Source organism: Labilithrix luteola, assembly GCF_001263205.1.
GTDB lineage: Bacteria > Myxococcota_A > Polyangia > Polyangiales > Polyangiaceae > Labilithrix > Labilithrix luteola.
The window spans coordinates 4881945-4895758 of the sequence record NZ_CP012333.1 but is presented as its reverse complement, the minus strand read 5'-3'; the positions used below and the strand labels follow the sequence as shown (position 1 = coordinate 4895758).

Sequence of the window (13814 nt, the reverse complement as noted above, 5' to 3'; positions counted from 1 at the left end):
CTCACTCACCTTCGCGGCGCGGCGGCGTATTGCTGGACGGCATCGGGATCGGCGTCTCGATGGTCGAAGAAGGCATCGGACGGCTCGCTCCGGCCTCGGAGAGACGGCCCATCGGCACGGACTCTTCGGGCGGGATGATCCCCGTGCGACCGATGCTGATCTCGGGAGACTCGCGGCCCACGGAAGAAAGACGCCCCGAAACCGTGTCCGGCTCGCGGCCGACGGTCGAGTTGCGAGAGCCGGGCGGACTGGACGTGGGCGAGCCGCTCGGGACCGTGATGCGGAAGGATCCCGTGTTCGTCATGCTGTTGCGCTTGCCGGCCGCCGTGCCCTTCTTCTTCGCACGCGCGCGCTGACCGAAGAGGCCGAGCAGCGCCTGCTTGAGCGAAGCGCCATCGAGGTTCGGGACGATGTTGCCGTTGAAGCAGAAGCTGATCGTTCCGCGCTCCTCCGAGACGACGACGACGACGGCGTCGGTCTCTTCGGTGATGCCGAGGGCGGCGCGGTGACGCGAGCCGAGCGACTTGTCGACGAGCTTCGTGTCCGGCATCGGAAAGAACACGCCGGCCTTCGCGATGCGGAGGTTGCGGATGACGACCGCGCCGTCGTGGAGCTTGTTGAGGCTCTCCGGGATGAAGAGGCTCACGAGGAGCTCGCGCTGCACCGACGAATCGAGGGTGGTGCCCTGCGCGACCACGAACTCGTCGAGGTTCGCGTCTTGCTCGAAACAGATGAGCGCGCCCATACGGTGACGCGCAAGCTCGGTGGCTGCGGCGACGACCTCGTCGATGACGCGCGTCTCCTGCTGGCGGGCGATGCCCGAGAAGAAGGCGCGCGAGCCGACGCGCATGAGACCGCGGCGGATGTCGTTCTGGAAGACGACGACGACGATGAGGATGATCGACGACAGGAGCGTCGAGAGCAGATTGAAGAGCGTGACGAGCCCCGCCCACTTCGCCACGACGTAGATGAGGAAGATGACACCGAGGCCGGTGCCCATCTGCATCGCGCGCGTACCGCGGAGCACGAGCAGTGCGCGGTACACGACGTACGTCACGATCAGGATGTCGAAGAGATCGACCAGAACCTGGACGAGCGGTCGCGCCGCGAAGAGATGACCAAGCCCTTCGAGCATCAGACGCCCTCCCCATCTGGGCCCGCGTGCCCAATACGGGTGCCGAGGACGACCTCCATGTCGAGCGCCTGGCGGGTTGCTCGAACGTCGTGGACGCGCACGATGGCGGCGCCCGCGCGCGCGGCGTGAAGCGCGGCGACGAGCGAGGCGCCCTCGCGTTCCATCGGTTTCGCGTCGCGATCGACGAGGGTGAGGAACGACTTTCGACTCGCGCCGACGAGCACCGGCACGTCGACCGCGGCCACGAGCTCGGCCGTGCGTCGCAGGAGCTCGAAGCTGTGACGCGAGGCCTTCGAGAAGCCGAGCCCCGGGTCCATCACGAGGGCCTCTCGCGGAACACCGAGCTCGCCTGCCCGTGCAGCCGCCCGTTCCCAATCTGCGAGGACGTCGACGACGACGTCTTGGTAGGCCGACATCGGCCACCCACCGAAGCCATCCATCTTCGACTGTGCAGCGCGAGCGTGCGACAGGACGAGGGCCGCGCCGCTCCCCGCACATACGCTGGCAAGCTCCTCGTTGGCGAGGAGAGAGACATCATTGACGACATGCGCGCCCGCATCGAGGCACGCCGCCGCTACCGCTGGGCTCGTCGTGTCGATCGACACGCACGCGCGCTCGGCCGTCCAACGCACGACGTCGAGGACGCGCTCGAGCTGCAGCGCGGCCGGAACGGGCTCCGACCCCGGACGTGTGGACTCACCCCCGATGTCGACGATGTCGGCTCCCTGGCGCAGCAGTTCTTCGGCCTGCGCGCGCGCGGCATCTCGACCGAGATAACGGCCGCCATCGCTGAAGGAATCTGGCGTGACGTTGCAGACGCCCATGATCGCGACGCCCCGACGGGCGACGGCGGTCTTCACGACATCTGCGAACCTCGCACGCCTTACCGACACGACCCCTCCGTGGATGCACTCGCCGCCCATGAGGGCTAGAGGGCCTCCTTCGAGGGCCGACCTTCGTCGACTCCCGAGCACTCCAAGCTCGACGACCAAAGCTCGACGACACACTCCTGTCCACGAGCTCGTGCCGTGTCCGGACGCCTACACGCGCCCTTCAAGAGACCCGTAGCACGCCGAGAGTGACCGCGTCCACGACGACGTCCACCGTTCCGAACCACTCTTCGGAATGCCTCGTTTTCTGCGCTTTTCAGGACGAATTCTGCGAAGGCTCGAGCGCGTGTCTCAGCGCCGTCCCGGGCGCTCGCGAACCGCCGAATCGTGCAGATCGAGCGCGGCGCGCGTCAGGTGCCGAAGCACTTTCAGATGGGCATCGAGATCCGTGGAGCCGAGCGCGGACTTGATCGCCGCCTGCGCTTTCTGCCAGGCGGGCCAGCCCTTCTGCACGGCCGTCTTTCCGGAGCGGGTCAGTTGCACGATGCGCTCGCGGCGATCCGAACCAGGCACGAGCCTCACGAGACCATCGCGCTCGAGCACGGCGAGGTTGCGCGAGAGCGACGATTGGTCGAGCACCAACGTCTCGGCAAGATCCGTCACCGTCGGCTTCTTCCGCTCTTCGTACGCGAGCGCTGCGAGCACGGTGTACTGCGTAGCCTTGACGCCAACGTCGTCGAAGTAGAGGTCCCAGAGCTGCGTCACAGCACGCGAAGCACGCCTGAGGTTGAAACAGGCGCACGCAAACCCCATGTGGAGGCACTCGTCGAGCGTCGGTCCGCCAGCTCCTCCAATCGGCCCGTCGTGCTGTGGATCACGCGCTCCCTCGCGAGACGCACTGCGAGCTCCGACTCGAGCCCCTCCTCCAGCGCGAGCGCCATGAGCGCGCGTGCGCGGCATGTCGCTCGACGCGTCACGCGAGCCACGAGAGCTGATGCCTTTCGCAGCGGGCTTCGAAGCAGCCGCGGCATTCTTGGAAGCAGCCGAACGCGAGGCGCTGCGGCGAGCTTTGGCCATCGACTAGCGTTCTACTTCTGGCGCGTGGGATCGGTCAACGCGGGGCGTCGAGAATGCGACGTGCGTGGTCAACATCGAGAAGCTCTGCGAGGATGAAGTCCGCCAGTCTCTCACGTGCATGTCCGTTCATGTTTGGTACGCCTGTCTTCCGAATGTGAAATGCGTCAAGACACAGGACTGCATTCGTGATGTTTCGTTTCCAACATTGACTCATTTGCAGCACGTTTAGCCGTCCAACAAACCTGCAATTCCCGCAGCGCCAATCCCCGAGATCGAGAGCATGAGTGACGAGTCGTTCATGAAGAGCCTCTTCGGCGGAGTCATCGCCGAGAGCCTCGTGTTTCCCTATCCGGAGCAGAGCCGCTTCGAAACGGACCAGGTTCACGCAGTGCTCGATGCGCTGCGGAAGTTCTCTGCCAAGGGCGTCGATTCGGCGCGCATCGACAAGGAAGAGGCGATCGGCCCCGAAACGATGAGCGCCCTCAAGGAGCTCGGCGCATTCGGGTGGTTGGTGCCGAAGGAGCATGGTGGCGGAGGACTCGGTCCGTCGCCCTACGCCCGTGTCATGCAGGAGCTGACGGCCATCGACGGCTCGCTCGCGCTCACGATCGCGGCCCACGAATCGCTGGCGGTAACCGCCATCCTGCAGTTCGCATCGGACGAGCTCAAAGCCCATTGGCTTCCGCGCCTCGCCACGGGCGAGTCGGTGGCGGCTTTCGCCCTCGCCGAGGTGGGAGCAGGCAGCGACGCTGGCGCCATCCAGACGCGCGCCGATCTCGAGGGCGACGACTACGTCATCACCGGAGAGAAGGCGTGGGTCACGAACGGGGCTTTTGCCGACGTGTTCGTGGTGTTCGCACGTACGTCCCCCAAGGACGAGGGCGCCAAACCGCGCCTTACGGCCTTCGTCGTCCCGCGCGGTCAGGGCTTCAGCACGGGGCCGAACGAATCGACGATGGGCGTCCGAGGAACCAACACCACCTCGGTCACGTTCGACCGCGTGAAGGTGCCGCGAAGTCACGTGCTCGGCGAGGTCGGTCGGGGCTTCAAGGTCGCGATGGAGGTCCTCACCCAGGCGCGCCTCTCGCTCGCGAGCGGATGCGTGGGCTCTTCGAAGCGCCTCCTCAAGATGTGCATCGACCGCGTCGGCGAGCGAAAGGCATTCGGCCGCTGCATCGCCGAGTTCGGTCTCGTTCGCGACAAGATCGCGCGCATGACGGCCTCGGTATTCGCGCTCGAGAGCATGACGTACCTGACGACGGGGCTCGCCACCGCCGGTCAGAGCGACTTCACGATCGAGAGTGCCATCTGCAAGGTGTTCGGCTCCGAGACGCTCTGGAAGGTCGCCAACGAGGCAGCGCAGATCGCCGGCAGCCTTGGCTACACGCGCTCGTATCCGTACGAACGCCTCCTGCGCGATGCGCGCGTCCCCATGGTTTTCGAGGGCACCAACGAGATCCTCCGCTGCTTCATCGCGCTCTCCGGCATGCAGAGCCCGGGGCGCGAGCTCGAAGAGGTGTCACGCGCGATGCGCGAGCCCATCAAGGGCTTCGGCTTGCTCAGCGACTTCGCCATCCGCAAGGCGCGAAGCGCCCTCGGACGAGAGCGCATGTCGAAGGCCCACCAGGTGCTCTCGCGCGAGACGGTGATCTTCGAGGAGTACACCTCGCATCTCGCCAAAAGCGTCGACAAGGTGCTGCGCCGCCACGGCAAGAACATCGCCGAGATGCAGTACACGCAGAAGCGCGTGGCCAACGTGGCGATCGATCTCTACGCCATCGCCAGCGTCATCGCGCGCACCACGCGGGCCATCGAACGGCGCGGGGAAGAGGGCGCGCGCCGCGAGATCGATCTCACGAGCGTCTTCGTTGCCGCCGCGAAGAAGCGCCTCGCCGAAGAGATCGCCGCGTTCGACGAGAACGACGACGAGCTGCGCAAGGCCATCGCCCAGAAGACGTGCGCCGACGGAGGCTATCCGCTCGACGTCCTCTGACGCCTGCGGAGAGCCTCCATCGATCGCGAGGGGCGTTTCAGCGCCCCTTCTTCGCACCCGCCTTCTTCGCAGGCTTGGCGGCGGCCTTCTTGGCTCCCGCCTTCTTGGCTCCCGCCTTCTTGGCGCCTGCCTTCTTGGCTCCCGCCTTCTTCGCACCGGCCTTCTTCGCAGGCGCCTTCTTCGGCGCTTCCCACACACCGATGATGCAGCCGGTCGGATCGGTGAAGACGCCGATCGCGCCCATGTCGCCGATCGAGTGATAGTCGAGCATGATCTTGGCGCCGGCCTTGGCCGCCTTCGCCACGGTCTTCTTCACGTCGTCGACTTCGACGTAGGGCATCCAGCCCGTCGGCGCGCCCGGCATCGGAGGCGCCTGCATGCCGCCACCCACTCCGGTGCCGACGTCGATCATCGTGTACGGCGCCGGGCTCTTCACGTCCGAGAGCTTCCAGGCAAAGACGGACTTGTAGAACTTCTTCGCCGCCGGAAGGTCGTTCGTCGTGAGCTCGATGTGCGCAAACGCGTTGGGCATGACGTTCTCCTTGATCCTCGAATCGAGTGCGCATGGTCGAGGAGAGCTCTCGGCAGCGCAAGAGCGCCGAACGTCCTGCGGCTCGTTTGTCACGGTCGTGTTTTGCGGACATCGCAGGACCGTCCGATCGTGCAGGTGTCACGGAATCGCGCCGCCGAACGACGTCCGGACGTGATCGCCCGCTCCCTCGCCGCCCTCGCTTTGGTGATCGGATGCATGCCCGCCGCCGCCGCAACGCCTCCATCGGATGCCGGCGCCGTCGCCGTCCCTGCCGCACCCGTCCCGACCACCGCCGACGCGGGGAGGCCTCTCTCGCCTGCCCTCCGCAATCCCGCCCTTCGAAGTCCGATGCCGGGAGGCATTTTCGGCGGCTACCAGGGCGACACCGGCCTCGACATCGCCGGTGACCATCTCGAGGTCTTCGCGGTTGCCAGCGGTACGCTCGACTATTCCGAGCGTGGTCACACCCTCTGGACGCGCGGGAAAGACACGCCCCTGAGCGTGCGCATCGCCCTCGACGAGCCGATTGCCTGGGGGAATCAGCGCATCACGCACATGTATTATACACATCTATCCAAGCTCGAACACGAGCAGCCCGAGGGAGCGCACGTGCGCAAGCACGTCGTCGCCGGCGAGCGCATCGGCGTCTCCGGCCTCGGCAACGGCGTTCCTCATCTGCACCTCGGGTTGCTCCTCGACGGTGAGGTGGAGCAAGATTCGTGGACGTACATCCTGCGCGAAGGCGACGTGCGCAAGGTGCTCGGCGGCTACAAGAACGGCGAACGTCTGGCGCTCATTTCAGACGGAACGAAGCCACGCTCTCGGTAGCCTGACGGCCCCGCGCCTCCTCCTCGAGGTTCGGGCGAAAGTCGCGATAGGTGAGCGCGACGGTCTTCGTGGGGGCAACGTAGACGCAAACGGCCGCGAAGACGTCGCTGCAGGAGCCGTGGAAACGAGCCTGGGTGGCGTCGTTCGCCTGCACCAAGCGCGCTTCGGAGAATCGCCATTTCGAAGGGCTCGTCGCGCGCAGCGAGGCGCGGTGCTCGCGCATGCGGGCGGCCAGATCTTGCTCGCGCTCGTCGTCGTCGAGAGGTTCGTCGAGGAGGGTGACGCAGACGTCGATCTGCCGCTGGCCCGAGACGTCGATGAACTCCCAGCCGGCCGAGGTCGCGTTCTCGCTCCACGCTCCGAGCAGCGAGATGCGGAAGTCGTCGTGGCTGAACTTGCTGACCTGACGCGAGTTGACGTCCCCCTGCCCGCTCGGTGCGAGCAGCGCCGCGAGCTCTTCGGGCGGACGTCCGATCTCTCGCGCGTACGTCGATGCGGTGAGGCCTCGCTCGTCGGTGAGCGTGCGGTCGGCTCCGGCACGCAAGAGAACGCGAGCGGTCTCGACGAGGTGTCCGCGCGCGGCCTGCATCAGCGACGTCGTTCCGTAGCGGTTTTTGCGATTCGGATCGGCGCCGCGTTTGAGGAGCGCGATGACGGCTTCGACGAGGCCGTGCCGCGCCGCCATCATCAGAGCGTCGTTGCCTTCGGAGTTCGCGAGCGTCGGATCCGCGCCCTTCGAAAGCAAGAGCTCGATGCCCGACCAGTCGCGCGTGGTGTGTGCGTAGGCGGTGGCGGCGAGCAAGGCGGTCATGCCGTCGGGCGCGCGCAGATCCACCGTGGCGCCGGCATCGATCAACGCCTCGATGATGGTTAGCCGCCCCGTCAGCGCGGCGATCATGAGCGTGGTCACGCCGTCTTCGCGGCGCCAGTTGGGGTCCACTCCACCTTCGACGAGGTGGCGAATGTGATCGGCATTGCCGAGCTGCGCGTGAAGCAGCAGATCTTCGGACATCCCTCAGGCCCGCGCGCCGCGAGCCGCACGCGCGGCACGACGAGCGCCGGCGAGAGCACGCGAAACGGGGGCTTCGGGGTCGTCGAGCGCCACGGGCACGGAGCCTTCGACGGTCCAGCGCACGAGCCTCGTGGCGCCTTCGTCGTCGTCAGACTCTGTCTCGAGCGCCGGCGAGTGGGCGATCGGCACGAAGGTGGCCGCTTCCAGAATTCCCACGGCCACGCGCACGACGGCCGCGACGGGAAGGTCGGCGAGGATCGCCTCACCGGCATCCACACCGACCTCGCGATCGTGGATGGTGGTCACCGGCCCGTCCCACGAAGGCTCGACGACGACTGCGCGGAGCGTGAAACGTGCGCTGCTCGACTCGGCAAGCGCATCGACGGTGCGCCTGGAAACGCGCCACCACACGTAGATGGCGCCTTTGGCGAGAGGGAGCGCGACGCAGTCGTCCGACTCGATCGCCGGCGCGCTCTCACTCGCGACCGCCGGTTCCCCCGCGGGCTCTTCGATGATCTCGCCAACCTCGCGAACCTCGATTGGAGGCGGCGCGCCCTCGGCGGACAGCGTCGCTTCGGTCTCCTCCTCCTCGTACACGTCGCCGGGCGACTCTGCGTCCGCGACCTCGAGCTCCTCTTCTTCCTCTTCTTCCGGCGGCGGCGCGGGCTCGGGCTCGACCTCCGGCTCGGGGGGCAACGGAGGCGCCGGCGCGACGTACGCCACGTCTTCGAGGCTCGCGAGCAACGCTTGCGCCGATCCGTGCTCCGGCTCGCGCTCGAGCACGCGACGGAGCGTCTCGATGGCACGCTGCTTGTGGCCTTGCGCCGCGTAGATCTCGGCGAGCGTGAGCGTGGGCAGCGCCTGCGTTTCGGATTGCGGAACGGCCGGCGGCAGCGTCCCCGTCCAGCGGATGCGCGTGGCCGCATCGGGCAGGTGCAGCCCTCGCTCCACGACGCGCGAGAGAAGGTCACGCGCGCGCCCGAAGAAACCGCGAGAGCGCTTCAGCTGCATCTCGTCCATGCGCGGATCGAGTCGGAGCAGCTCGTCGATGAGCTCGGGCCGCGTCAGGATCCGCGCGCGCCTGATCCCCGCAACCTCGGCGCGTCGCACCAGGCTTTCGCGGTCGAGTCCCTCGAGCTCGTCGCGGTCCATCGTCACTCTGGTAGCACCAATCGGGGCGGGGGTCAGCGGGACCGCGCGAGGATGGCGCCGGCCTGTTGCGAGTCCTTGGCGATCTGGGCTTGCAGCGCCGGAAGGCCGTCGAACTTCATCTCGCCGCGCAGGCGCTCCACGAGCTCCACGCGCAACGTCGCGCCGTAGAGATCGCCCTCGAAGTCGAGCAGGTGGACCTCCACGCGGAGCTTCGTTCCGTCGACCGTGGGCCGAACGCCGATGTTCATCACACCCGGTCGGTGCGCGACCTTGGGAGCGCCGTCGTCGATGCGATCGACCCAGACCGCGTAGACACCGTGCGGCGGAAGCATCTCCTCGATGCTGCCGAGGTTCGCCGTCGGGAACCCGAGCGTGCGACCGAGCTTGTCGCCCTGCTCGACGACGCCGGTGAGCGCATGGGAACGGCCGAGCACCTCCGCGGCCTTCACGACCTCCCCCGCCCCAATCGCGCCGCGAACGCGCGTGCTGGAAAAGGGGCCCTCGGCATCGCCGGCCACGTCGGCTGCAACGGCATCGAAGCCGAGCTCCTTGCCGAGCGCCTTCATGGTCTCGAAGTCACCGGCGCGTTTGTGACCGAAACGGAAGTTCTGGCCGACGACGACCACGCGCGCGAGGAGCTTCGCTTCGAGCAGATCGCGCACGAAGTGTTCGGGCGACCACGAAGCGAGCTCTTTCGTGAACGGCTGGATCACGACCTCGGAAGCGCCGCTCGCTCGAAGGAGCTCCACGCGACGATCGAGCGACGCGAGGCGCGGGGGCGCCGGCCGTCCGAGCACGACACTCGGATGCGGGTCGAACGTGAGCACGACGCATTCGAGGTTGCGCGCATCGGCCAGGGCGCGCGCCTGCTTGAGGACGGCCTGATGGCCGCGATGCACGCCGTCGAAGTTGCCGATGGCGACGACCGAGGGCTTTCGCTCGGGGACTACTGCGTTCTGGCTCACAGATGAAGACATTCGTCGGGGACGGGGTTGTCGCTACAGGTCTCTTCACCGTCGGGACCTGCGGAGACGATCTCGAGAACGGCACGCGCTCCCTGCGACAGGAGAACGGGCCGCGGCTTGGTCGAACACGATGCGGGGGACGACGTGGACGTCACGTTACCCTCCGACGGCGCACAGCCGCCAATCTCGTTCGGCACCGTCCACGCTTGACCTGAAGGCTGCACGAGGGAGATGGCGTAGCGCCCCTTCGGCAAACAGCCGCGCCGGACCTCGCGAACGAGCGGCTGATTGGCCACGGCGCTCGCGTCGAAGAGCGGTTTGTCGCCTTGTTCGCTCGCGTCGGCGCTGCGGCCGACGAGATGCGGCGTGACGAGGAGACCACCGGCCTGGATGTTCCGCGGGTCGAAACAAAGCACAGCCGGTCGAAACAGAACCGTGACGTGATCCCGAAGCGCAGCCGTTGTGGGTGCGGAAGGCACCGGACCGGCGATCGTCTTGGCGAGGCTGTCGTCGAGCAGCGTGATTCCCTGGAGGACGACCACGGGCTTCGGCAGTTGGCCGGTGACGTTCGACTCTTCCGGCGTGCCCTGCACGACGAGCGACTGCGGATCGTTCTTTCGCTTGGGATCGTCGGCGAGCTTCACGAGCGCAACCTGCGGCCAGAGCGACGGCACCGCGGGATTCTCGGGAATGGAAGTGCCGCTCGAGAAGACGAGGAGGCCCCCCTTGCCCCTTGGAGTCACGTTCGGCAGCTGCAGACCGAAAGGAGCCGCTACCGCTGCGTCACGCTCTTCGTCCGGCACGCCCCACAAGAGCTTGATGGAGCGGAAGCTCGACTGATACGCGGCGAGCGTCTCCGGCGTCGGCGCGGAGGGCGGCGCGAGGATCTGCGCGTCCTGCGTCATCGCCACGATCGGCACCGCGAGCGGATCGCCCGTCAGGTTCGCATCGGAGTTCTCGCGACCGCCGATGTGATCCGCGCCTTCCGGGTAGAAGTACGGACGCGTGAACGGCACCTTGGTCCCGATGGTGACCGGCACGTTGTCGGCCACGTAGCCGTCGGGACCGATGGTGAAGATCGGGTTCTGCTCCGACGCCGACGCTTGGCGCGTGCCGACGTCGACAGGGAGGAAGACGGGCCGGTAGCTCGGATTCGACGCGTTCTTGCGAGCGTCTTCCAGATCGACGTAGCCGCCGGCGATGTCCCCCGCCTCGGGCTGATTGCGGAACTTGAAGGTGGGCAGGAAGCGGCCGCGCCGATCGTAGAAGGCCTGCACCATGTACGAGCCGCCGTCGAGCGGAGCGATGGTGAACGGCACCGACGCGGTGATCGTCGTATCGTCCGGCGGGCACACGAGCCCTTGGCTCACCGATCGCGGCTCGTTGGCAAACAAGCGATCACCCGGCACGGCAACGAAGTTCACAGCCGACGATGCGATGCCCTGCGGCGGCGGAGGGTTCCTCCGATCGAACACGAGCACGACCGCATTCCCGACGATGTGCCCGTCACGCGAGCACGGCCGCGGCCCGACGTAGGTGACCGTGCCCCGAATCACGCCGCGCGCGGGCGCGAGCCGCTGATCGTTGCGTTCGTCGTCGATCGGCACGTCGGTGCACGCCGAACCGCTCACGAAGAGCGTGGCGAGGAGCACGGAGCCGAAGAAGACGTCGCGAAGTTTCATGCGGGTCGGAGTTCGTTCAGAATCGGTACGAGAACATACCCATCACCCTTCGACCAACGAGCTGGCCGAAGGGATGCTCACGGTGTCTCACGTCGAGCAGGTTGAAGCCGCTCAGGCTCACGTCGGCCTGGTTCTTGAGGAACCGATAGCCGATGCGCGCATTGAACAGCGTGTAGTCGGAGAGCTTGAACTCCTGCTGCTCGATCTGCTGGCGCACGAAGTTCGTGACCTGCTCGGCCCAAACTTGGGACGAGACGTAGTGGAAGTCGATCGAGCCGTCGATCCCGGGCTTGGTGCGCAGCTGCACGCCCGCGTTGATCTTGTGCTTGCTCGTACGCTGGTCGTCGACGATGCGCGAGAGCTGCTCCGCCGTGCAGTTGGAGTTGTCCTGCTGGAGGAGGTTCAACGTGTAGTTTGCATACACGTCGAGGCCTTCGGTGGGGAACGTGCGGACGCCCGCTTCACCGCCGTAGACGTTGTAGGCCTGACACTGGTTGTCCCAACCGCCGAGCGCCACCGGGTAGAGCCCGGTCTCGGGGTTCTGGGCGCCGGCGCTCGAAATGTCGCCCACGGTGATGGGCCGGTTGTCGGCGAGCTGAATCAGGTTCGAAACGCGGTTGTAGTAGACCGCGGTATCGACGACGAAGAACTCGCTCTCCTGATTCAGGTAGCCGAGCTCCGCGGAGAGAATGCGCTCGGCGTTGAGCTTGAACCCGGGATCTTCGCTGCGAACGCCCTCGGAGACGTGGGCGGCGCCCGTGACCGGCAGCTGGATGGGCAGCTGCAAGTACGACTCGAGGAACGTCGGCTTGCGGAACGCGGTGGCCACCGAGGCGCGCACCGTCGACTGCTTGCTCGGATGGATGAGAACCGCACCGCGCGGCGACTGCTGGAACCGCTGGAGATAGGGCACCCAGTCGATGCGGTAGTCGGCAACGAGCGCGAGCGGTTCGGCGATCTTCAGCTCGTCGTGGAGGAAGAGCGCGTAGTGATGCTCGATGCGCCGCTGATCGAGATACGACCAGTCGACGTTCTTGTAGCGATAGGCCGCTCCGGCGCGCAGATCGTTCTTCACGCCGCCGCCGAGCGCCATCTTCGACTTGAGCACCATCTCGCCGTCGACGATGTTCTGCTCGACGTGCGAAGGCGAAAGCGACTCACCGACGTAGGCGTAGTTGAGGCTGCTCGTGCCGCGCAGACGGTTCCAGAAGACGCGGACGTCGACGTTGTCGCCGTTGAAGTACGAGGTGACGTCGGTGGCGGTGAAGGTCGGCAGGACGACGTCGTTCAGCGGACCGATCGCGAGGATCTCGACGGAGCCCTGCGAGAGGCCTCCGCCGATGCCGAACGTGCCTAGATTTCCGAGGCGGCGTGTGCCGCGCGCGTCGAGACGAATGGTGCGCGAGCTCTCGACCTGATCACCCACGCCCGTGACGATGTCGGCGCGACCGTTGGGGACCTCGCGCGACCAGCGAGGCAGGTAATCGTAGCCGGCGGCGAGGCGCCAACCGAAGTCACCGTCGCGCCCCGAGGCCCAGAGGCTGCCGTGCGTGGTGGCTTGCGAGCCATAACCGCCGGCGACGCCGTTGCGCCCTTCGCCAGGCTTCTTGGTGATGATGTTGACGACACCGTTGAAGGCGTCGGCGCCGTAGAGCGACGAGCCCGGGCCGCGCACCACCTCGATGCGTTGGATGTCTTCGACACCGATCGACAACGTCTGCCAGACGGTCGCGCCGAGAATGTCGGCATAGACGCTGCGGCCGTCGACGAGGACGAGCGTCTTGTTCGAGAGACGCTGGTTGAATCCGCGGATGCTCACTTCGGTCTGCGAGCCCGTCACCTCCATGATGTCGAGGCCGGCGAGACGACGAAGCAGCTCGGGGATCTTCGTGATGCCCGAGAGGCGAATGTCCTGCTCGGTGATGATCGACGTGGAGTTCGCGGCGTCGAGCGGACTCTGCGTGCCCTTCGACGCGGTGACGATGCTCTCCGCGAAGACGTCTTCGGTGCGCGCCGCGCCGATGTCGCTCGTCTCCGGCACGGGCGCAGCCGGCGTGACGGGCGCAGGTGCCGGGGCCGGCGTGACCGGTGCAGGCGTGTTCGGCGTCGGCGTGGGAGGAGCGGAGAGCGCCGCGTCGCGCGCGAGCTGCTGACGTTTGATGCGCGCCTCGAGGTTCTTCACCACCTGCGCGATCTCGTCTTTGTCCGGCGGATTTCCCTCGAGGTACTTCCGATAATAGACGACGGCCTGTTCGAGCTCACCGGACTCGGCGTAGGCACGACCGATGTTGAAGAGGACGTTCGGATGCGGAAGGAGCTCGTAGGCCTTCTGCAGCTCCGCGATGCCGTCGTCGTAGCGGCCCGCCGAGATGGCATCCATGCCCTTCTTGAAGTGCGTTCGCGCTTCGGTTCGCGCGTCGGCGAAGGCTGGCGTGGAGTGCGTGACACCGAAGAGCGCGGCGGACGCGACGAGCAGCGCGCCGATCGTTCTCCGGAGTCGTGACTCACGAGCGGTCGCGCGCGCGCCAACCTGCATCACGCGCGATCGCTTGGTCCCGGAAGGCGGCACGGGCATGGGAGGCTAACACACCGGACGCTCGACTCGCGC

Annotated in this window: 11 protein-coding genes; 2 read left to right on the top strand and 9 right to left on the bottom strand. The window is 66.8% G+C overall.

Going from position 1 to position 13814, the window contains the following annotated elements:
- Position 1 precedes the first annotated feature (1 nt).
- The 3 genes from cdaA to AKJ09_RS53180 form a co-directional block, all read right to left on the bottom strand.
- Positions 2–1135 (bottom strand): diadenylate cyclase CdaA, encoded by a 1134-nt coding sequence (gene cdaA / locus AKJ09_RS21735; RefSeq protein ID WP_146649127.1) that lies wholly within the window; start codon positions 1133–1135, stop codon positions 2–4.
- Positions 1135–1995 carry a dihydropteroate synthase gene (gene folP, locus AKJ09_RS21730; RefSeq protein ID WP_205633761.1) on the bottom strand — a complete coding sequence of 287 codons (861 nt, stop codon included), beginning with the start codon at positions 1993–1995 and terminating at the stop codon, positions 1135–1137. Before folP ends, cdaA begins: the two co-directional genes overlap by 1 nt.
- Positions 1996–2316: 321 nt before the next feature.
- Positions 2317–2730 (bottom strand): MarR family winged helix-turn-helix transcriptional regulator, encoded by a 414-nt coding sequence (locus AKJ09_RS53180; RefSeq protein WP_169927733.1) that lies wholly within the window; start codon positions 2728–2730, stop codon positions 2317–2319.
- Between the two features lie 610 nt (positions 2731–3340).
- On the opposite strand from AKJ09_RS53180, the gene AKJ09_RS21720 reads away from it, so the two are divergent.
- Positions 3341–5035: an acyl-CoA dehydrogenase family protein gene (locus AKJ09_RS21720; protein ID WP_240488550.1), complete on the top strand. Its 1695-nt coding sequence runs from the start codon at positions 3341–3343 to the stop codon at positions 5033–5035.
- 37 nt (positions 5036–5072) lie between these two features.
- Here AKJ09_RS21720 and AKJ09_RS21715 read toward each other — a convergent pair whose 3' ends face one another.
- Complete coding sequence (locus tag AKJ09_RS21715; protein WP_146649123.1) at positions 5073–5567, bottom strand: VOC family protein; 495 nt, start codon at positions 5565–5567, stop codon at positions 5073–5075.
- A 171-nt stretch (positions 5568–5738) separates the two neighbouring features.
- Here AKJ09_RS21715 and AKJ09_RS21710 point away from each other — a divergent pair, with 171 nt between their 5' ends.
- Complete coding sequence (locus tag AKJ09_RS21710; protein WP_146649122.1) at positions 5739–6395, top strand: hypothetical protein; 657 nt, start codon at positions 5739–5741, stop codon at positions 6393–6395.
- On the opposite strand, the gene AKJ09_RS21705 is transcribed toward AKJ09_RS21710, so the two are convergent.
- From AKJ09_RS21705 to AKJ09_RS21685, 5 genes are read right to left on the bottom strand one after another with little or no spacing between them, the layout of a single operon-like run.
- A complete protein-coding gene (locus AKJ09_RS21705) occupies positions 6361–7407 on the bottom strand; it encodes an ankyrin repeat domain-containing protein (protein ID WP_146649121.1) in 1047 nt (348 codons plus the stop codon). The two genes, AKJ09_RS21710 and AKJ09_RS21705, sit on opposite strands and share 35 nt — an antisense overlap.
- A 3-nt stretch (positions 7408–7410) precedes the next feature.
- On the bottom strand, positions 7411–8559 hold the full coding sequence (locus tag AKJ09_RS21700) for a tetratricopeptide repeat protein (protein ID WP_146649120.1): 1149 nt from the start codon (positions 8557–8559) through the stop codon (positions 7411–7413).
- A 32-nt stretch (positions 8560–8591) separates the two neighbouring features.
- Complete coding sequence (locus tag AKJ09_RS21695) at positions 8592–9536, bottom strand: bifunctional riboflavin kinase/FAD synthetase (RefSeq protein WP_146649119.1); 945 nt, start codon at positions 9534–9536, stop codon at positions 8592–8594.
- Positions 9521–11206 (bottom strand): hypothetical protein, encoded by a 1686-nt coding sequence (locus tag AKJ09_RS21690; RefSeq protein WP_146649118.1) that lies wholly within the window; start codon positions 11204–11206, stop codon positions 9521–9523. Before AKJ09_RS21690 ends, AKJ09_RS21695 begins: the two co-directional genes overlap by 16 nt.
- Positions 11207–11222: 16 nt before the next feature.
- On the bottom strand, positions 11223–13775 hold the full coding sequence (locus AKJ09_RS21685) for a TonB-dependent receptor domain-containing protein (RefSeq protein WP_169927732.1): 2553 nt from the start codon (positions 13773–13775) through the stop codon (positions 11223–11225).
- Positions 13776–13814: the final 39 nt, after the last annotated feature.